Source organism: Duganella sp. CF517 (assembly GCF_900110275.1).
GTDB lineage: Bacteria > Pseudomonadota > Gammaproteobacteria > Burkholderiales > Burkholderiaceae_D > Rugamonas.
On record NZ_FODC01000007.1, the window covers coordinates 311,741 to 331,759 of the forward strand.

Genomic DNA, 20,019 nt, shown 5'->3' on the forward strand with positions numbered 1-20,019 from the left:
CGGGAGCCGGCTGGGATATCCCGCTGGGTGTGCTGCCACTGTACCATGCAGATCACAATCGTTGCCAGCGATGCACGCTGATTAACACCAACCCTAACTTTGCATAAAAACATTAGACCGGCGATTTGAACTTGCGTACACTCAATGGCACTGCGTGGCGTGCTCAGCCTAAACACCGCGGATGCGCGCACCAGCCTGGCAAGCCGACGTCGCTTGCGGGAAGAAAGCGGACTGATCCGGCCATAACGCCGGTTCGATAGCACCGGAGGCGCAGCCCATGATCAGCCAGACCGACATTTTTCACGCACGCATCTTGATCGTCGACGACCAGGTCGTCAACGTGGAGCTGCTGGAATTCCTGCTCAAGTCGACCGGCTACCAGGCCGTCACCGCCACCACCGATTCGCGCGTGGTGGCCGACTGGCACAGCCGGCATCGATACGACCTCATCATCCTCGATTTGCAGATGCCGGGCATGGACGGCTTCGAGGTGATGGATGCGCTGCGCCCGCTCGAAGCCGATTCCTGGCTGCCGGTGCTGGTGGTGACGGCGCAGCCGGACCTGAAACTCAAGGCGCTTGAATCGGGCGCGCGCGATTTCCTCAGCAAGCCGATCGACCCGGTCGAGGTGCTCACGCGCATCCGCAACATGCTCGAGGTCCGCCTGCTGCACCGCGAGGCGCGCAACTACAACGTGCGCCTGGAGCAGACGGTGCGCGAACGGACCGTCGAACTGCAGCGCTTCCGCAGCGCCATGGACGCCACCGCCGACGCCATCTTCCTGCTCGACGCGGCCACGGCCGAACTGGTCGACGTCAACGACGGCGCCTGCCGCATGCTGGGCTACCCGCGCGACGAGATGCTGGGCCAGACCGCCAGCCGGCTCGGACTGGGCACGCAGGCGCTGCTGCGCGCGCAGGCGCACCGGCTCGACGACTACGCCGCCGCCGTCGGCCAGGCGCGCACGCCGGAACTGGCCGAACTCGAATTGATGCGGCGCGATCTGGTGTCGGTGCCGGTGGAGATCTACTGGCAGCTGCTCACGCGGCCCGGCCAGTCGACCGTCATGCTCGGCGTGGCGCGCGACATCAGCGAGCGGCGCCACTCGGAGGAACTGCTGCAGCACATGGCCCACTACGACAGCCTCACGGGCCTGCCCAACCGCACCTTGTTCTTCCAGACCTTGGCCGACGCGATCGCGCTGGCGCAGGAAAAATCGTGGCGCATCGTGGTGTTGTTCATCGCGCTGGACCGCTTCAAGAACATCAACGACTCGCTCGGCGCCGCGCTCGGCGACGAGCTGCTGCGCCAGTTCAGCAACCGGCTGGTGCAATGCGTGCGCCTGCGCGACACGGTCGGGCGCATGGGCGGCGACGAATTCGCGCTGATCCTGTCGATGCCGCGCGACCAGCAGGACGCCGTCCACACGGCCAACGAGGTGCGCGAGGCGCTGCGCCTGCCGTTCGACTTGAACGGGCACCCGGCGGTGCTCAGCGCCAGCATCGGCATCGCCATGTATCCGGACGACGCCACCGATCCCGAAACGCTGCTCAAATACGCCGACACCGCGATGGAGCGTGCCAAGCAGGCGGGCCGCGACGGCTACCGCTTCTTCACCGCCGGCATGAACGTGCAGGTGCTAGCGCGGCTCGACATGGAGCTGGCGCTGCGCCGCGCGCTCGACAACGACGAACTGCTGCTGTACTACCAGCCCAAGGTCAACCTGCACACCGGCGCCATCGCCGGCGCCGAGGCGCTGCTGCGCTGGCAGCGGCCCGGCTTCGGCCTGGTGTTCCCGTCCGAGTTCGTGCCGGTGCTGGAGGACACGGGCCTGATCGTGCGCGTCGGCGCCTGGATCATCGACGCCGCCTGCAAGCAGATCGGCGCCTGGAACCGGAGCGGCGTGGGGCCGGTGCGCGTGGCCGTCAACGTCGCCAGCCGCCAGTTCATCGAGGGCGACCTGGAACAGGTGGTGCGTTCGGCGCTGGTGCGCCACGAGGTGCCGCCGGAGCTGCTGGAACTGGAGCTGACCGAAACCGCGCTGATGTCCAACGCCGAGCGCACCATCATGGTGCTGACCAATCTGAAGGCGATCGGCATCAAGGTCTCGATCGACGATTTCGGCACCGGCTACTCGTCGCTGGCCTACCTGCAGCGCTTCCCGATCGACAAGCTCAAAATCGACATCGCCTTCGTGCGCGAGATCACCACCAATCCGAACGACGCCGCCATCGCCACGGCCATCATCAGCATGGCGCACAGCCTTAAGCTGCGGGTGATCGCCGAGGGCGTGGAAACGCGCGCGCAGCTCGAATACCTGCGGCGCAGCCGCTGCGATGAAATCCAGGGATACTTCTTCAGCCGTCCGGTGGCGCCGGCCGACATGGCGGTGCTGGTCGAATCGGGCCGCTGCCTGCCGGTCGATCCGGCCGCGCCCAACCAGCCGGCGCAAACGCTGCTCATCGTCGACGACAACCCGGATATTTTATGGTCGCTCGGCCAGCTGTTCCAGCGCGACGGCTACCAGATCCTGACGGCCGGTTCGGCCGACGAAGCCTTCGAGCTGCTGGCGCTGCATCCGGTGCAGGTGATCCTGTGCGACCAGCGCCTGCCGGGCATGAACGGCACCGAGTTCCTCGGCCAGGTCAAGGACATGTACCCCGAGACGATCCGCATCATCCTGTCCGGCTACATGGGGCTCGACGCGGTGCTCGACTCGGTCAACCGCGGCGCCATCTACCGCTTCTACACCAAGCCGTGGGACGACACGCAGCTGCGCGACAACATCCGGCTGGCGTTCCACCACTACTGGCTAATGCACGGCAGCGGGCGCAGGGTGGGGCAGCCGGACGAGGATGTGACCGCGCTTCAGGACGTGAAGTGATCGAAGCCGGCGAGTTGGAGGTCTAGCGGCGCGCCGGCGGCGTCCACCAGGCGCAGCCCCGGCGCCGCCTCGATGCTGCCGACGCGCGTGACCGCCGTGGCCACGCTGCCGGCGGCCGCGATCACCGCCGCGCGCGCCGACGCCGGCGCGGTGAAGCACAACTCGTAATCGTCGCCGCCGGCGGCGGTGTAGGCGCGCCGCAGCGCCTGCGGGAAGGCCGTCAGCGCCTCGCCGGGCGGCAGCGCGTCCACGTTCAAGGTGGCGCCCACGTTCGACATCGCCAGGATATGACCGAGATCGCCCACCAGGCCATCGGAGATATCGATGGCGGCGCGCGCGATGCCCTGTTCGGCCAGCACGGCGCCCAGTTCCACGCGCGGCACCGGCGTGTGCATGCGCACGGCGGCCGTGTGCAGCGCCGCCGCGTCCATGGTTTGTTCAAGGCGGTAGCCTGCCAGCGCCAGGCGCGCGTCGCCCAGCGTGCCGGAGACCCAGATATCGTCGCCCGCTTGCGCGGCGCTGCGGCGCAAGGCTTGGCCCGGACGCAGCTCTCCGAACACCGTGATGCAGATCGTCAGCGGCCCCTTGGTCGTGTCGCCGCCTATCAATTCGATGTTGAAGGCGTCGGCCAGCGCGAACAGGCCGTGCGAGAAGCCGGCCAGCCAGGCGCGTTCGGCCGACGGCAGCGCCAGCGCCAACGTGAATCCGACCGGCCGCGCGCCCATCGCCGCCAGGTCGGACAGGTTGACGGCCAGGCTCTTGTGGCCGAGCCGATAGGCGTCCTCGCCGGCGAAGAAGTGGCGGCCCTCGACCAGCATGTCGGACGAAATCGCCGTCTGCATGCCGGGCGTGGGAGTAAGCAGCGCGCAATCGTCGCCGATGCCGAGCGTGGCCCGGCCCGGTTGCTGAGGGCGCTGGAAGTATTCCTTGATGAGGTCGAATTCGGAGATCATGGCTTATTGTACCCAGCCGGGCACGGAAGGGCACAAAAATGAGAGACGCGGCTGTCAGGCGAACTTACACAAAGGCAGTCAAAGCAAGCACGATCTAAACCACGTAGGGCGGATTAGCGTAGCGTAATCCGCCAAGCTCAGACGGCGACACAAGGTTGACTAGGACGATAAGGGTTCAGTACTTAACCGAACATAGCGCAGTTAGAGGAATCTCGATATCTACGAATTCGGAGGCTCTGTCATCTGCCATGACGACGGTTCTGCAGCTCCGCAATTTGGACAGTAAGGCCACAAGTTCATCTTGAATGGCTCGCCGTCAGTACGGGCGTCGCGGGGCGATGTTAGAAGCGCAGACGCAATGTTTGCGATTTCGCCGCTCGTTCAGGACGACTTAGAGTTAAGGTTGCCATGCGGAAACCTCACGGACAGTCGTGCGCGCGCATGGTGCCGGTACGCGGTGAAACCGAATATTGCTGTTGCGCTTAAAGCTAAGGGGATGGGACATGGAAATGGTCATTTGTCTAGGCGCCGCCTTGGTGCTTTCTGCTTGCGTGATTTACTACGAGAGCAGCAGGAATCGAAGCCGGAAGGAGTTCATCCAAAACTTCATGCCACCGCCGGAACTACTGAACGTGCTGCGCGCGCGTCACCCACATTTATCGACGGCCGATTGCGAAACAGTCGTTCGGGGACTCCGTCAGTTCTTCCTGGCTCACCACGAACGCCGTAGGTATTTTCTAGCGATGCCTTCGCAAGTCGCCGACGATCTTTGGCATGAGATGATCCTGTCCACGCGGCTCTACGAACAATTCTGCCGTCGCGCCTTCGGTAAAACGCTGCACCACACGCCGGCGCACGCCGCCGGTGCTGGCCGCAAGACCCAGAAAGGCTTGCGACGCACCTGGAAGCTCGTCTGCGAGCAGGAACGCATCAACCACAAAAAGCCCACCCGGCTTCCATTGCTGTTCGCCTTGGACGGAACGCTGAAGATCAAGAACGGCTTCGTATACCTACCGGATTGTGGCGAAACCATGCGCCAGGTGGCTGCGCTGGGCGCGGGCGGGACGACCGGCGTTTATTGGGCCGCCGATCTGGGCCTCGACTCAGTGACAGCAGATGATTGGAGTGGAAACGATTGCGGCGGCGGGGTCGACTGTGGTGCAGGTTGCGGGGGCGGGTGCGGCGGTGGCTGCGGTGGCGACTGAGCAGCGATGAGCCGCGCCGCCGAAATATTGTCAATCCCAATCAATTGTCGGATATCAATAGCCAAACTGAATAAATGAGGAAATGTTACTATGTTGAAGCTATTGATAGCCTAAAGCCGCTAAAAACACCAAAAATTCGGTCAATTGCCATCGGGAACCATAAATTCTGCCAATAACCGTTATCATCGTTGGTGAAAATACCTACTTAAATGAAAGAATTGGTCTGATAAAATCGTAGGCTTTCCGACCGCACAAACAGGAAGGCAGCACAGCATGGATTCGTCATCTGAGAAAAAAGAAGAAATTCGTCAACAATTGCGCGTCGCCGCGCTCGAGTACCACGAGTTCCCGACCCCAGGCAAAATCAGCGTTACGCCGACCAAGCAACTGACCAACCAGCGCGATCTGGCGCTCGCCTACTCCCCTGGTGTGGCCGCCCCGTGCGAAGAAATCGTCATCGACCCGGCCGCCGCCTATAAATACACCGCGCGCGGCAACCTGGTGGCCGTCATCACCAACGGCACCGCCGTGCTCGGCCTGGGCAACATCGGCCCGCTGGCCGCCAAGCCCGTCATGGAAGGCAAGGGCGTGCTGTTCAAGAAATTCGCCGGCATCGACGTGTTCGACATCGAAATCAACGAACTCGACCCGGACAAGCTGGTCGACATCATCGCCTCGCTCGAGCCGACCTTCGGCGGCGTCAACCTGGAAGACATCAAGGCGCCCGAGTGCTTCTACATCGAGCGCCAGCTGCGCGAGCGCATGAAGATCCCGGTCTTCCACGACGACCAGCACGGCACCGCCATCATCGTCGGCGCGGCCATCATGAACGGCATCCAGTACGTCGGCAAAGACATCAAAAACTGCAAACTGGTGGTCTCCGGCGCCGGCGCGGCCGCGCTGGCCTGCCTGGACCTGATCGTCGACCTCGGCTTCCCGCTGGAAAACATCTACGTCACCGACCTGGCCGGCGTGGTCTACAAGGGCCGCACCGAGCTGATGGACCCGGACAAGGAACGCTTCGCGCGCGACACCTCGGCCCGCACCCTGGCCGAAGTGATCCCCGACGCCGACATCTTCCTCGGCCTGTCGGCAGGCGGCGTGCTCAAACAGGACATGGTCAAGGCCATGGCCTCGAACCCGCTGATCCTGGCGCTGGCCAATCCGAATCCGGAAATCCTGCCCGACGACGTCAAGGCCGTGCGCGGCGACGCCATCATCTGCACCGGCCGTTCGGACTATCCGAACCAGGTCAACAACGTGCTGTGCTTCCCGTACATCTTCCGCGGCGCCCTCGATTGCGGCGCCACCACCATCACGCGCGAGATGGAGATCGCCGTGGTCCACGCGATCGCCGAACTGGCGCACGCCGAGCAGTCCGACATCGTCGCCACCACCTACGGCTTCACCAACCTGTCGTTCGGCCCCGAGTACCTGATCCCGATGCCGTTCGATCCGCGCCTGCTGATCAAGATCGCGCCGGCCGTGGCCAAGGCGGCCGAGGATTCCGGCGTGGCGACGCGTCCGATCAAGGACCTGCAAGCGTACGCCGACAGCCTGCAGCAATTCGTCTACCGCAGCGGCACCTTCATGAAGCCGCTGTTCCAGGTGGCCAAGAAGACCGAGATGGATCTCAAGCGCATCGTCTACGCCGAGGGCGAAGAGGAGCGCGTGCTGCGCGCCGTGCAGGTCATCGTCGACGAGAAGCTGGCGCGCCCGATCCTGGTCGGCCGTCCGGCCGTGCTGGAGGCGCGCATCACCAAGTTCGGCCTGCGCCTGAAGCACGGCGTCGACTTCGACGTCATCAACCCGGACCACGACGACCGCTATCGCGACTACTGGCAGACCTACTACGACATGACCAGCCGCAAGGGCGTGACGCAGGAATACGCCAAGCTGGAAATGCGCCGCCGCCACACCTTGATCGGCGCCATGATGATCAAGAAGGGCGACGCCGACGGCATGATCTGCGGCACCTTCGGCACCACCCAGCTGCACCTGCACTACATCGACCAGGTGCTGGGCAAGCGCGAGGGCGCCTGCGTCTACGCGGCGATGAACGTGTTGATCATGCCGGAGCGCCAGCTCGTCATGGTCGACACCCACGTCAACGAGAACCCGACGGCCAACGAGCTGGCGGCCATCACCGTCATGGCGGCCGAGGAGATGCGCCGTTTCGGCCTGTCGCCGCGCGCCGCGCTGCTGTCGCATTCGAACTTCGGCTCGTCCAACAGCGAGTCTGCGCAGAAGATGCGCGCCGCGCTGGCGCTGGTCAAGAAGCTCGATCCGACCCTGGAGATCGACGGCGAGATGCACGGCGACACCGCGCTCGACTCGAAACTGCGCCACGCCATCATGCCCGAATCGACCCTGACCGGCGACGCCAACCTGCTGGTGGCGCCGAACATGGACTCGGCCAACATCGCCTACAACCTGGTCAAGACGGCGGCCGGCAACGGCATCGCGGTCGGTCCGATCCTGCTCGGCTGCGCCCAGGCGGTGCACATCCTGACGCCGTCGGCGACGGTGCGCCGCATCGTCAACATGACCGCGCTGTGCGTGGTCGACTCGGTGGCCCAGCGCAAGGTGTAAGCCGCCCTAGTCCGAGCCACCCTTTCCAGCCGTGACGGCCCGCCAGGCGCGGGCCGCTGAAGCCGGTCCCGTTCCGCCAGGAGCCGGGCCGGTTTTTCGTGTCGCCGGCACGCTGTAACAGGATGTAATTTATGTAATGTCGGCGCCGCCGCGGGCCGCGCCATGTTACGAGCCTGTTACAATACCGGACAATTTTTATCCTACAATTTGCAGCCACACACCATGACGAACACAAAAAAAGCCCTCATTACGGGCATCACCGGCCAAGATGGCGCGTATCTGGCAGAGTTGCTCCTTGAAAAGGGCTATCAGGTCACCGGCACCTATCGTCGCACCAGCTCGGTCAACTTCTGGCGCATCGAGGAACTGGGCATCCAGTCCCATCCGAACCTGAGCCTGGTCGAGTACGACCTGACCGACCTGGCCTCGAGCATCCGCCTGATGCAGACGGTGCAGCCGGACGAGGTGTACAACCTGGCCGCCCAGAGTTTCGTCGGCGTGTCGTTCGACCAGCCGCTGACCACCGCCGAGATCACCGGCGTCGGCCCGGTCCACCTGCTCGAGGCGATCCGCATCGTCAATCCGAAGATCCGCTTCTACCAGGCGTCGACCTCGGAAATGTTCGGCAAGGTGCAGGCCGTGCCGCAAAAAGAGGACACCCCGTTCTACCCGCGCAGCCCGTACGGCGTGGCCAAGCTGTACGCCCACTGGATGACCGTGAATTACCGCGAGTCCTACGGCATCTTCGGCTCGTCGGGCATCCTGTTCAACCACGAGTCGCCGCTGCGCGGCCGTGAGTTCGTCACCCGCAAGATCACCGATTCGGTCGCCAAGATCCATCTGGGCCTGCTCGACGTGCTCGAACTGGGCAACATGGACGCCAAGCGCGACTGGGGCTACGCCAAGGAATACGTCGAAGGCATGTGGCGCATCCTGCAGGCCGACGAGCCCGACACCTTCGTGCTGGCCACCAACCGCACCGAGACCGTGCGCGACTTCGTCAGCATGGCTTTCAAGGCGATCGACGTGGCCATCGAGTGGAGTGGCGCGGCCGACAACGAGATCGGCACCTGCAAAAAAACCGGCAAGGTGCTGGTGCGCGTCAATCCGAAGTTCTACCGTCCGGCCGAAGTCGAGCTGCTGATCGGCGACCCGGCCAAGGCCACCGAAAAACTGGGCTGGACGCCCAAGACCACGCTCGAAGAGCTGTGCCAGATGATGGTCGAGGCCGACCTGCGCCGCAACAAAGCCGGCTTCTCCTTCTAAGGTGAACGCGGTGACGGCGGCGCTCGAGGGCAGCGAAGGCACCGGCAAACGGGCCTTGATCACCGGCCTGTCCGGCTTCACCGGGCGGTACGTGGAGCAGGAGCTGCGCGCGGCCGGCTACGAGGTTTTCGGCACCGTGTCGCCGGACGGCGCGCCCGCCGAGGGCCGCTACCCGGTCGACCTGAACGACCGCGCCGGCCTGGCCGCCGTGGTGCAACAGGTCCAGCCCGACGTGGTGGCGCACCTGGCCGCCATCGCCTTCGTCGGCCACGGCGACGTCGAACAGATCTACCGCGTCAACGTCGCCGGCACCCGCAACCTGCTCGAGGCGCTGGCCGGCCTTGCGAAAAAACCGTCGGCGGTGCTGCTGGCGTCGAGCGCCAATATCTACGGTAACACCGACGTCGGCGTGATCGGCGAGGACGTCCCGGCGGCGCCGGCCAACGATTACGCCGTCAGCAAGCTGGCGATGGAATACATGGCGCGCCTGTGGCAGGACAAGCTGCCGCTGATCGTGGTGCGTCCGTTCAACTACACCGGCGTCGGCCAGCACGAGAACTTCCTGCTGCCGAAAATCGTCTCGCACTTCCGCCGCAAGGCCGCCGACATCGAGCTGGGCAACCTGCACGTGTGGCGCGACTTCTCCGACGTGCGCATGGTGGCGCGCAGCTACCGCCGCCTGCTGGCCGCGCCGGCCGCCGCCGGCCGGACGTTCAACATCTGTTCGGGCCAGGCCTATTCGCTCGGCGAAGCGCTCGACATGATGGCCGACATCGCCGGCTACCAGATCAACGTCCACGTCAACCCGGCCTTCGTGCGCGCCAACGAAGTGGTGCGGCTGGTCGGCGACAACAGCCGCCTGGCCGCCGTCACCGGCCCGGTCGACAGCGTGCCGCTGGCCGACACGCTGCGCTGGATGTACCAGGCTTGAGCGCCGTGGGCGCCACGCCCCGGCTGCGCGTCGGCCTGTCGACCACCACCGTCGAACCGGTGCTCACCGGCGGCCGCCTGGACGGCATCGGCGTCTACAGCCGCGCCTTGCTCGACCATCTGCCCGGCGCCGGCTGCGAGGTGCTGCCGCTGAGCTTTGCGCCGCCGGGCGACGCCGGCCGCCTGACGGTGGGCCGCGCGCTGCCGCTGTCGTTTCCGCTGGCGACCCTGGGCGACTTGATCCTGCCGGCCGGCGTGCACCTGCACGCCAGCGGCGCGATGGGCAAGGACGCGCCGCCGCTCGACCTGTTCCACGCCACCGATTACCGTATCGTGCGCATGGATTGCCCGGTGGTGGCGACCCTGCACGACGCGCTGCCGATTTCCCATCCCGAGTGGTGCAATCCGAAGATGCGGCGCCTGAAGAACTGGTTGCAGGTCAAGGCCGCCCGCAAGGCGCAGCATGTGATCACCGGCTCGCGCTACTCGATCCGCGAACTGGTCGAATGCTTCGGCGTCGACGAGCGCCGCATCAGCGTGGTGCACCACGGCGTCGGCGCCGAATGGTTCGACGCCCCGGCGCCCGAAGCGCGCGACGCGACCCTGGCGCAGTACCAGCTGCAGCCCGGCTACTTCCTGTTCGTCGGCACGCTGCAACCGCGTAAAAACATCGCGCGCCTTCTGGACGCTTATCTGGCGCTGCCGCCGGTGCTGCGTTCGGCGCGCCAGCTGGTCATCGTCGGCGCGCCGGGCTGGCGCAGCGAGGAGCTGGTCGACCGGATCAAGGCCGCGCAACAGCGCGGCGAGAACGTCGTCTGGCTCGACAAGCTGACCGACCACGGGCAGCTGCGCCACCTGTACGCCGGCGCCGGCGCCTTCGTCTTCCCGTCGCTGTACGAGGGCTTCGGCCTGCCGCTGGTCGAGGCCTTCGCCAGCGGCGTGCCGGTGGCCAGCTCCAACGCCACCTCGCTGCCGGAAGTGGCGCAGGGCGCGGCGCTGGAATTCGATCCGCTGTCGGTGCCGGAGATGACCGCCGCCATGACGTCCATCGCGCGCGACGACGCGCTGCGCCAGCGCCTGGTCGCCGCCGGCCACCGCCGCGCGCTGGAACTGACCTGGGACGAGGCGGCCCGGCGCACCGCCGCCGTGTATCATGACGTCCTGTCACACTAACGCCACATAACCCCGGCTGCGCCGAGCAGCCCGACCACAAGCCATGCGCGTCCTTCATTTCTACAAGACCTACTACCCCGACAGCTGGGGCGGAATCGAGCAAGTCATCCGCCAGATGTGCGTGGGAACCGGCCGCCTCGGTGTGACCAACGAAGTGCTGACCCTGACCCGCGACCGCGGCCCGGCGCGCATCGAGTTCGAAGGCCACACCGTGCACCGCGTGCGCATGGACTTCGAGATCGCCTCGACCGGCTTCTCTTTCGCGGCGATCCGCGCGCTGGCGCGCCTGGCGCGCAAGGCCGACGTGATCCACTACCACTTTCCGTGGCCGTTCATGGACATCGCCCATTTCATGGCCCGCATCGACAAACCGAGCGTGGTGACCTACCACTCGGACATCGTGCGCCAGAAGAACCTGCTGCGCGTCTACAGCCCGCTCAAGCGCCGCTTCCTGCGCAGCGTCGACACCATCATCGCCACCTCGCCGAACTACCTGGCCTCGTCGCCGGTGCTCAAGCGCTTCGAACACAAGACCCGCACCATCACCTACGGCCTCGATAAAAGCATTTATCCGCAGCCGTCGGCGGCGGTGATGGACAAATGGCGCGAACGCTGCGGCGAGCGCTTCTTCCTGTTCGTCGGCGTGCTGCGCTACTACAAGGGCCTGCACATCCTGCTCGACGCCATGGCCAACATCGATTATCCGGTGGTGATCGTCGGCGCCGGACCGATCGAGCGGGAGCTCAAGGAGCACGCCGCCCGCCTCGGGCTGACCCACGTCACGTTCGTCGGCGCGGTGGAGGAGGAGGACAAGATCGCGCTGCTGCGGCTGTGCTACGCGATGGTGTTCCCGTCGCACCTGCGCTCGGAGGCGTTCGGCATCTCGCTGCTGGAGGGCGCGATGTTCGGCAAGCCGATGATCTCGAGCGAGATCGGCACCGGCACCACCTACATCAACATCGACAACGAGACCGGCCTGGTGGTGCCGCCCGACGACCCGCAAGCGTTCAGCGGCGCCATGCGCCTGCTGTGGGAGCAGCCCGAACGCGCCGCCGAAATGGGCCGCCGGGCCGAGGCGCGCTACTGGGAGCTGTTCACCGCCGAACGCATGGCCGAGAACTACCACGCGTTGTACCGCGAGTTGGCGGCGCGCCACAATGGCAGGCGTCCGGCCCCGCGCGACCGCGCAATTTGATCTAGCGCAAGGCTTCGGCGGGCGCCGGCGGCTATCATGGTCACCGAACTCCGCGCCCTGCCGACGGTCCTCATCGATGGCGCTACCAAGATGGCGCCACCCCCTGTGCGACGCAACGACGTCGTCCGGGCGGGGGTTCACCACCCGGCCACGGGCCGTCGCCGGCGCTCCCGGCCTCCCTTACCGCAAGCGGGTAGAATACCGCCATCGCCCCAATATGATGGAGAACCGCGTGCGCTGCCTGGTCATCGAAGATGAAGTAGAAACCTCGAACTACATCTGCAAGGGCCTGCGCGAAGCGGGCTATCTGGTCACCGCTTGCGCGACCGGTCCGGACGGACTCGATTACGCCACCGGCGAGCAGTGGGACCTGATCATCCTCGACCGCATGCTGCCGGGCCGCATCGACGGCCTGTCCATCGTCGACAAGCTGCGCGCGCTGGGCAAGCAGACCCCGGTCATCATCGTCAGCGCGCTGACCACCATCGACGCCCGCGTGACGGGCCTGCGCGGCGGCGCCGACGACTACCTGTCCAAGCCCTTCGCCTTTTCCGAGCTGCTGGCGCGGGTCGAGGCGCTGCTGCGGCGCAGCGCCCCCGGCGCCGACAGCACCCAGCTGCAGGTGGCCGACCTGACCTTGGATCTGCGCACCATGCGCGTCACGCGCGGCCCCAAGGTCATCACCTTGCAGCCGCGCGAGTACCGGCTGCTCGAGTACCTGATGCGCAACGAGAACCAGGTCGTCACCCGCACCATGCTGCTCGAATCGGTGTGGGACTACCACTTCGACCCGCAGACCAACGTCATCGACGTCCAGATCAGCCGCCTGCGCGCCAAGGTGGACAAGGATTTCCCGGTCATGCTGATCCACACGCTGCGCGGCGTCGGCTACCGCATGGGCGCCGGCGCGGCCGACGCGGCGGCCGACGGGACGAGGCCCGCGCTTGGCTGATTCCCCGACCAGGTCCGCCGCTTCCGGCGGTTTCCCGGCCAGGCGGCCTTTCGGGCCGCTCGGGCGGGCCTCGATCGCCGCCAAGCTGGCGCTGGGCTACGGCCTGCTGGGCACCTTCTCGATCGTGGTGGTGTCGGCGGTGTTCTACAGCGGCACCATCGGCGTGCTCGATGATAACCTCGACGGCAAGATCGTCTCGCAATCCGAGCGCCTGATCGAACACGCCCGCTTCCCCGGCCACGGCGCGCTGGTGGAGGAGGTGCGGCGCCAGCTGGCCGACGGCGTCGACAGCGACCGCGAGATATTCCAGCTCCTCACCGGCAACGGCGTGCCCGCCGCCGGCAACCTCGATGTCGTGCCGGCCGGCGCCGGGGCCGCGCCGCCGCGCCGCGCGCTCATGCTCACCACCGTCGTCAAGCGCAGTGGCCACGACCGGCCGGCGCGCCTGTACCTGCGGCCGATGGCCGACGGCGGCCTGCTGATCGTCGGGCGCGACCTGAGCGAGCAGCACGCGGTGCGCGAGGTGATCTGGCGCGCGCTGCTGGCCGGCGCCGGCGTGTCGCTGCTGCTGACGGTGGCTGGCGCGCTGCTGTTCCGCCGTGGCATCGAGGGGCGCCTCGGCGAGATCCGCCGCACCGCCGCCCAGATCGAGGCGGGCAACCTCAGTCACCGCATTCCGGTCTCCGGCGGCGACGAGTTCGCGCTGCTCAACCGCGACATCAACCGCATGCTCGACCGCATCGAGCTGCTGATGGAGGGCATCCGCCACGTTTCGAACGCCATCGCCCACGACCTGCGCACGCCATTGAGCCGCATCCGCGGCCGGCTCGACGACGCGCTGCGCCACGAGATGACGGTGCCGCGCCTGGCCGGCGCCGCCCACGACGCCATCGACGACATCGACGACCTGATACGCTTGTTCGAGCGCCTGCTGCAGATCGCCGAGGCCGAATCGGGCATGCGCGCGCGCCTGTTCGAGCGGCTCGACCTGGGACGGGTGGTGGCCGACATCGGCGAGATGTACGAGGCCATCGCCGAGGATGGCGGCATCGCGCTGACGGTCGACGCGCCGGCCTCGCTGTACGTCGACGGCGACCGCAACCTGCTGGCCAGCGCGGTCGCCAGCCTGCTCGACAACGCCATCAAGTACGCCGGGCCGGGCGCCGCCATCCGGGTGCGCGCCGGCCTGCACCAGGGCCGCGCCTCGATCGCCATCCACGACAACGGCCCCGGCATCCCGGAGGCGGAGCGCGGCAAGGTGACGCAGCGGTTCTACCGCCTCGACAAGAGCCGCCACCTGCCCGGCAACGGCCTGGGACTGTCCATCGTCAGCGCCACCGCCACCGCGCACGGCGGTTCGCTGACCCTGGAGGACGGCGCGCCCGGTCTGGTCGCGCGCATCCTGCTGCCGCTGGCGCCGGGGTGACGGCGCGGGCGCGCGGCGCCAAGCTATCCTACCTGTAATGCGGCCGCAATCTTACGGAGAGGCGCGTGGTCCTATCATGGATTCACGCTCACTCGACTCTCCATCACCATGCATGATTTAAGCGACATCGCCCACTGGCTGCAACACCACCCGATCCACCACGACTCGCTGGTGCACGGCAGCTTGCCCGATCCAACCTTCGTCACCGGCGGCGAGACCGTGGTCTCGTTCAGCACCAACAACTACCTGGCGCTGGCCAACCACCCGCGCCTGGTGGCGGCGGCCAAGCAGGGCCTGGACCGCTACGGCGTCGGCAACTGCGAATCGCGCCTGCTGGGCGGCGACCTGGAAGTCTACCGCGAGCTGGAACGGCGCCTCGGGGCGCTCAAGCACAAGAGCGACGCGGTGCTGTTCGTGACCGGCTACATGACCAACATCGGCGTGCTGTCGTCGATCGTCAAGGCGGCCACGCTGGCGCGGCTGCACGGCTTCCGCACCAAGAAGCGCCACAAGTACGCCTACTACTCGGACGAGTTCAATCACATCAGCATCCGCGAAGGCATCCAGATGTCCGGCGCGCTGCGCTACAACTACCGGCACTGCGACATGAACCACCTGGAAGCGCTGCTCAAGGCCGGCGCCGGGGAGGGCACCACGCCGCTGATCGTCAGCGACGGCGTGTTCAGCATGGAGGGCACGATCGCGCCGTTGCCGGAGCTGGTGGCGCTGGCCGAGCGCTACGGCGCGCTGCTGTACATCGACGACGCCCACGCCACCGGCATCCTGGGCGCCAACGGCGGCGGCACCTCCGAGCATTTCAACTGCTACAGCGAGAACATCATGCAAATGGGGACATTGAGCAAGGCGCTCGGTTCGATCGGCGGCTTCGTCGCCGTCGAGCGCGACGTCGCCGACGTGATCCGCCTGACCAGTTCCGCCTACGGCTTCACCTGCCCGCCGCCGCCGGACCAGGCGGCGGCGCTGCTGGCGGCGCTCGATTTGCTGGAGCAGGAGCCGCAGCGCCGCCAGCGCCTGTGGGACAACCAGCGCTATTTCATCGAGAAGATGGCGCCGCTGGGCTACACCATCATCTCGACGCAGACGCCGATCCTGCCGGTGTTGATCGGCGACGCCGAGACCTGCCAGCGCTACGCGATCGAATTGCGGCGCGAGGGCGTCCATGTCGACGCGATCCAGTTCCCGGCCGCGCCGGTGGGCCAGGCGCGCCTGCGTTTCATGATGAACGCCGGCCATACCCGGGCGCAGATCGACCACGTGGTCGCCGTGATGGCGCGCATGGCGGGACGCGAGCTGCGCCTGGTGGCCTGACGTCCCCTCCCGGCGGCCGCGCCGCCTTCACCACTCAATGCTCTGCCCAGCGCTCCTTGATCTCAAGGAGCGCGGGCATCTGTTTCAGGAACAGGTCGACCAGCTCCGGCTGGAAATGCCTGCCGCGCTGCTGCAGCAAGTGTTCGACCGCCCGCTCCACCGGCCAGGCCTCCTTGTAGGGCCGCGCCGACGTCAGCGCGTCGAACACGTCGGCGATGGCGACGATGCGCCCGACCAGCGGAATCTGTTCGCCGGCCAGGCCGTTCGGATAGCCGCTGCCATCCCATTTTTCGTGGTGCGTCACCGCCAGCTGGTGCGCCATCGCCAGCATGCCGTGCGCGTGCTTGCCGATGATTTCGCCGCCGATCGCGGCGTGCGTTTGCATGATCTTCCATTCATCCGCGTCCAGCGGGCCCGGTTTGCGCAGGATGCTGTCGGGGATGCCGATCTTGCCGACATCGTGCATCGGCGCCGCGTGCAGCAGGTCGTCCGCCTCGGCCTCGCCCATGCCCAGCGCCAGGCCGAGGATGCGCGAGTAGTGGCTCATGCGGATCACGTGGCGCCCGGTCTCGTTGTCCTTGTATTCGGCGGCCAGGCCGAGGCGCTGCACGATCTCCAGGCGCGTGCGTTTCAGTTCGTCGACGCGCACCAGCGACAGGTGGGTGCGCACGCGCGCGCGCACGATCGCCGGGTTGACCGGCTTGGTGATGTAGTCGACGGCGCCGGCGTCGAAGCCGATGACTTCATCCTCGCCCTCGGTCAGCGCGGTGACGAAGATGACCGGGATGTCGGCGGTGGCGCCATCGGCCTTGAGCGCGCGGCAGACGTCGTAGCCCGTCATCCCCGGCATCATCACGTCCAGCAGGATCAGTTGCGGCAGTTCCTGGCGCGCCAGCTCCAGCGCGCGCGCGCCGTCCTTGGCGTACAGCAGGCGGTAATGGTCCTGCAGGATGTGGCGCAGCAGCTGCAGGTTGTTGGCCTCGTCGTCGACCGCCAGGATCAGCGGCATGTTCGGTTGGTGTGTGGTGATCATGGGTTTTCCTCCGCCAGGCTCTCCAGCATGGCTTCCAGTGTCGCGTGCGCGAGCGGTAAGTCGAATTCATTCAAGGCGTTTTCGATGTCGGCCAGCTGGCGCGTCAGCGCGGCCGGCGCGCCGGCGCCGCCGATGCCCGCCGCCAGCGCCGCCAGCGCCGCGTCGTTCAATTCGCCGCGTTTGAGCGCCGGCAGCAGCTGGCCGGCCTTGGCGCGCACCAGGGCGGCGTCGTAGGCGGCCGGCGGCGTGCCGGCGGCGGTGCGCGGCGGCGGTGGCGCCGGCCCTTGCAGGGCGTCGCCGGCGTGCCGGGTGTGCGGGTCGCGCGCCGCTTCCAGCGGCAGCCTGACGTGGAAAATGGCGCCCTGGCCCGGCGTGCTCTCGGCCCAGATCCGGCCGCCCATCAGCGTGACCAGCTGGCGGCTGATGGTGGTGCCAAGCCCCGTGCCGCCGAAGCGCCGCGTCATCGAGGCGTCGGCCTGGGTGAACTGGTCGAAGATCGCCTGCAGCCGTTCCGGCGCGATGCCGATGCCGGTGTCCCGCACTTCGATGCACAGGCAACCGTCGTCGCCGCGCGCGCGCAGCGTGACGGTGCCGGCCTCGGTGAACTTGATGGCGTTGTCGACCAGGTTGCCGATGACCTGGCGCATGCGCAGCTGGTCGCCGTGCAGCCACGCCGGCAGCGCGGCGTCGTAGTCGACGTCGATGCGCAAGCCCTTGTTGCGGGCGTTGCCGCCGAAGGTGGACGCCAGTTCGTCGATCAGTTCCGCCAGGTTGTAGTCTTCGTTCTCCAGTTCCACCGCGCCCTTGTCCAGTTTGGCGGTGTCGAGCACGCCGTTGAGCAGGCGCAGCAGCGAGCGGCCGGCCTTGTGCACGGTGCCCAGCTGGTGGCGCTGGCTGGCGTCGAGATCGGTGTCGAGCAGCACCTTGGTGAAGCCGAGGATGGCGTTGAGCGGCGTGCGGATCTCGTGGCTCATGTTGGCGACGAAGCTGGCGCGCGCCGCCGCCGCCTGTTCGGCGATCTCCTTGGCCTTGCGCAGTTCCTGCTCCATCTGATGGCGCTCGGTGATGTCGAGGATCACGCCGTCGATCCAGACGATCTCGGGCCGGTCCTCGTCGCGCGTGACGGCGCCGTTTTCCCATACCCAGCGGGTGCCGCCGTCGGCGTGGACGATGCGATACTCGACCTTGTACGGCGCCAGCGCGGCGATGCTGCGCCCGATCTCGGCCGCCACGCCGGCGCGGTCCTCGGGCATGATCAGCGAGCTCAGTTTGCGGGTGCGCCCGGCGCCGGTGAAATCGCTGGCCGGGTGGCCGGTCAGGCGCTCGATGCCGTCGCTGATGAACAGCGGCGGCGCGTCGAACTCCATGCTGCTGCGGAAGGAGATGCCGGGGATGTTGCCGATCAGGGAGCGCAATTGCAGCTCGCTGTCGCGCAAGGCCTGCATGATGGCGCGCCGCTCGGTGATGTCGGTGATGAACAGCACGAACAGATCGCGCTCGGCCAGCGTGGCGTGGCCGACCGCCAGCCGGATCGGCACGATGGCGCCGTCCTTGCGCACGCCCAGCACCTCGCGGCCCTTGGTGGTGAGCGTGGCGGCGTCCCCGCCCAGGTATTTGAGCAGGCCTTCGCGTTCGGCGCGTTCCTGGTCGGCCATCAGCAGGCGGATATCGCGGCCGACGATCTGGCCGCGCGTCCAGCCGAAGATGCGCTCGGCCGAGACATTGAATTCGTGGATGGTGCCGGCGCGGTCGATGGTGATGACGCCGTCGATGGTGGTGGTGAGCAGCGCGCGCATCCAGCTTTCGCTTTCGCTTTTCTGGCGGAACAGTTCGCGGTAGCGCAGCAGGCCGTTGGCCGACATGATGAAGATGGTGATGGCGACCGTGATCAGGGTAATCGCCAGCGCCAGGTAGATGCCGCGTTGTTCCGGCACGGCGCCGGCGGGCAGCCGGCCGACGAAGCGCGCCGCCGCCATGCCGGTGTAGTGCATGCCGGCGATGGCGCAGCCCATCACGCTGGCGCTGATCAATCCCAGCACGTGGCGGTGCAGCCGGCCGCGCAGGTTGCGCAGGCCGAAACGTATCCACAGCGCCAAGGTGGCCAGCACCACGGCCACCACGATCGACAGCGCGAACATCCGCGGGTCGTAGCGCAGGGCCAGATCCAGTCGCATGGCCGCCATGCCGGTGTAGTGCATGGCGCCGATGCCGGCGCCCACCAGCAGGCCGCCGGTCAGCAAAGGGGCGGTGGTCAGCTGGCTGCGGCTGATGATCGCCAGCGCGACGCACGAGGCGCCCAGGCTGGGCAGCACCGACAGCAGCGTGGTGCCGGGATCGTAATCGACCACGGTGCACAGGTTGAAGGCGAGCATGCCGATGAAGTGCATGGCCCACACGCCGCAGCCCAGCGCCAGGCTGCCGCTGCCGAGCATGACGATGCGCAGGGCGCGGCCCCGGCTGGTGCTGGCGTGCGCCAGGCCCACCACTTGCAAAGCCATCCATGATGAAAAGATGGCAACCAGGATGGAGAGCGCGACCAGCGGGGGGGAATAGGTGCCGTAGTTGATCAGCGACGGATCGTCCGGCGGCGAGAACAGGTGCTGTAGTAAGTGGATATTCATGTGATAGCGGGTGCTGTCTGGTCCGGCGCAACGGCGACCATATCACATAAAAAACCGCCCGAAGGCGGTTTTTGGCGAACTGTTGTTTCGCGCCTTGTCAGGACTTGGCGAAGGCCAGGAAGTCGGCGTTGAACTTTTCCTTATGGGTGTCGGTCAGGCCGTGCGGCGCGCCCGGGTAGACGATCAGCTTGGCGTGCTTGACGATGGCGGCCGAGGCCTTGCCGGCGGCGTCGATCGGCACGATCTGGTCGTCGTCGCCGTGGATCACCAGCGTCGGCTTGTCGAACTTTTTCAGGTCGTCGCGGAAATCGGTCTCCGAGAACGCCTTGATCGAGTCGTAGGTGTTTTTGTGGCCGCCCTGCATGCCCTGGGCGTACCAGGCGTTGATGATGCCTTGCGACGGCTTGGCGCCGGGACGGTTGTAGCCGTAGAACGGGCCCGAGGCGATGTCCAGGTACAA

At 66.7% G+C, this 20,019-nt stretch carries 14 protein-coding genes; 10 read left to right on the forward strand and 4 right to left on the reverse strand.

The genetic code is table 11. From position 1 onward, the window contains the following. Positions 1–277 precede the first annotated feature (277 nt). A complete protein-coding gene (locus tag BMX85_RS25360; protein WP_090325398.1) occupies positions 278–2,884 on the forward strand; it encodes an EAL domain-containing protein in 2,607 nt (868 codons plus the stop codon). On the opposite strand, the gene thiL is transcribed toward BMX85_RS25360, so the two are convergent. Beyond that, positions 2,869–3,837 (reverse strand): thiamine-phosphate kinase, encoded by a 969-nt coding sequence (gene thiL / locus BMX85_RS25365; RefSeq protein WP_090325400.1) that lies wholly within the window; start codon positions 3,835–3,837, stop codon positions 2,869–2,871. The genes BMX85_RS25360 and thiL overlap by 16 nt on opposite strands. A gap of 503 nt (positions 3,838–4,340) precedes the next feature. Between thiL and BMX85_RS25370 the strand changes: the two genes are divergently transcribed. The 9 genes from BMX85_RS25370 (at position 4,341) to BMX85_RS25410 (ending at position 15,905) form a co-directional block, all read left to right on the forward strand. Continuing rightward, positions 4,341–5,042, forward strand: coding sequence for a glycine-rich domain-containing protein (locus BMX85_RS25370; protein ID WP_090325403.1), 702 nt, complete (start codon positions 4,341–4,343; stop codon positions 5,040–5,042). 273 nt (positions 5,043–5,315) lie between these two features. Next, entirely contained in the window at positions 5,316–7,634 is a 2,319-nt protein-coding gene (locus BMX85_RS25375) for an NADP-dependent malic enzyme (protein WP_090325405.1), read from the forward strand. 222 nt (positions 7,635–7,856) lie between these two features. After that, positions 7,857–8,900, forward strand: a complete 1,044-nt coding sequence (gene gmd / locus BMX85_RS25380) for a GDP-mannose 4,6-dehydratase (RefSeq protein WP_090325407.1) — start codon at positions 7,857–7,859, stop codon at positions 8,898–8,900. Positions 8,901–8,910: 10 nt separating this feature from the next. Then, positions 8,911–9,831, forward strand: coding sequence for a GDP-mannose 4,6-dehydratase (locus BMX85_RS25385; protein WP_090325458.1), 921 nt, complete (start codon positions 8,911–8,913; stop codon positions 9,829–9,831). Positions 9,832–9,836: 5 nt separating this feature from the next. Continuing rightward, complete coding sequence (locus BMX85_RS25390) at positions 9,837–11,003, forward strand: glycosyltransferase family 4 protein (RefSeq protein ID WP_090325460.1); 1,167 nt, start codon at positions 9,837–9,839, stop codon at positions 11,001–11,003. A gap of 43 nt (positions 11,004–11,046) precedes the next feature. Next, positions 11,047–12,198, forward strand: a complete 1,152-nt coding sequence (locus tag BMX85_RS25395; protein ID WP_090325409.1) for a glycosyltransferase family 4 protein — start codon at positions 11,047–11,049, stop codon at positions 12,196–12,198. Positions 12,199–12,418: 220 nt separating this feature from the next. Continuing rightward, positions 12,419–13,150, forward strand: a complete 732-nt coding sequence (locus BMX85_RS25400; RefSeq protein ID WP_304529061.1) for a winged helix-turn-helix domain-containing protein — start codon at positions 12,419–12,421, stop codon at positions 13,148–13,150. Beyond that, entirely contained in the window at positions 13,143–14,576 is a 1,434-nt protein-coding gene (locus tag BMX85_RS25405) for a sensor histidine kinase (RefSeq protein WP_090325411.1), read from the forward strand. Before BMX85_RS25400 ends, BMX85_RS25405 begins: the two co-directional genes overlap by 8 nt. A 108-nt stretch (positions 14,577–14,684) precedes the next feature. Next, positions 14,685–15,905 (forward strand): aminotransferase class I/II-fold pyridoxal phosphate-dependent enzyme, encoded by a 1,221-nt coding sequence (locus tag BMX85_RS25410; RefSeq protein WP_090325413.1) that lies wholly within the window; start codon positions 14,685–14,687, stop codon positions 15,903–15,905. A gap of 34 nt (positions 15,906–15,939) precedes the next feature. Here the strand turns inward: BMX85_RS25410 and BMX85_RS25415 are convergent, their stop codons facing one another. From BMX85_RS25415 to BMX85_RS25425, 3 genes are all read right to left on the reverse strand, one after another. Next, complete coding sequence (locus tag BMX85_RS25415; RefSeq protein ID WP_090325415.1) at positions 15,940–16,938, reverse strand: HD-GYP domain-containing protein; 999 nt, start codon at positions 16,936–16,938, stop codon at positions 15,940–15,942. Then, a complete protein-coding gene (locus tag BMX85_RS25420) occupies positions 16,935–19,559 on the reverse strand; it encodes a sensor histidine kinase (protein ID WP_090325417.1) in 2,625 nt (874 codons plus the stop codon). Before BMX85_RS25420 ends, BMX85_RS25415 begins: the two co-directional genes overlap by 4 nt. Positions 19,560–19,656: 97 nt before the next feature. Further along, positions 19,657–20,019, reverse strand: a 363-nt coding sequence (locus tag BMX85_RS25425) for an alpha/beta fold hydrolase (protein ID WP_143068064.1), incomplete at its 5' end; no start/stop codon positions are given.

Coding starts and splice junctions, on each gene's coding strand:
- BMX85_RS25415 (WP_090325415.1), bottom strand. CDS start 16,938: ATGATCACCACACACCAACCGAACATGCCGCTGATCCTGGCGGTCGAC.
- BMX85_RS25400 (WP_304529061.1), top strand. CDS start 12,419: ATGGAGAACCGCGTGCGCTGCCTGGTCATCGAAGATGAAGTAGAAACC.
- BMX85_RS25420 (WP_090325417.1), bottom strand. CDS start 19,559: ATGAATATCCACTTACTACAGCACCTGTTCTCGCCGCCGGACGATCCG.
- BMX85_RS25410 (WP_090325413.1), top strand. CDS start 14,685: ATGCATGATTTAAGCGACATCGCCCACTGGCTGCAACACCACCCGATC.
- BMX85_RS25360 (WP_090325398.1), top strand. CDS start 278: ATGATCAGCCAGACCGACATTTTTCACGCACGCATCTTGATCGTCGAC.
- BMX85_RS25375 (WP_090325405.1), top strand. CDS start 5,316: ATGGATTCGTCATCTGAGAAAAAAGAAGAAATTCGTCAACAATTGCGC.
- gmd (WP_090325407.1), top strand. CDS start 7,857: ATGACGAACACAAAAAAAGCCCTCATTACGGGCATCACCGGCCAAGAT.
- thiL (WP_090325400.1), bottom strand. CDS start 3,837: ATGATCTCCGAATTCGACCTCATCAAGGAATACTTCCAGCGCCCTCAG.
- BMX85_RS25395 (WP_090325409.1), top strand. CDS start 11,047: ATGCGCGTCCTTCATTTCTACAAGACCTACTACCCCGACAGCTGGGGC.
- BMX85_RS25370 (WP_090325403.1), top strand. CDS start 4,341: ATGGAAATGGTCATTTGTCTAGGCGCCGCCTTGGTGCTTTCTGCTTGC.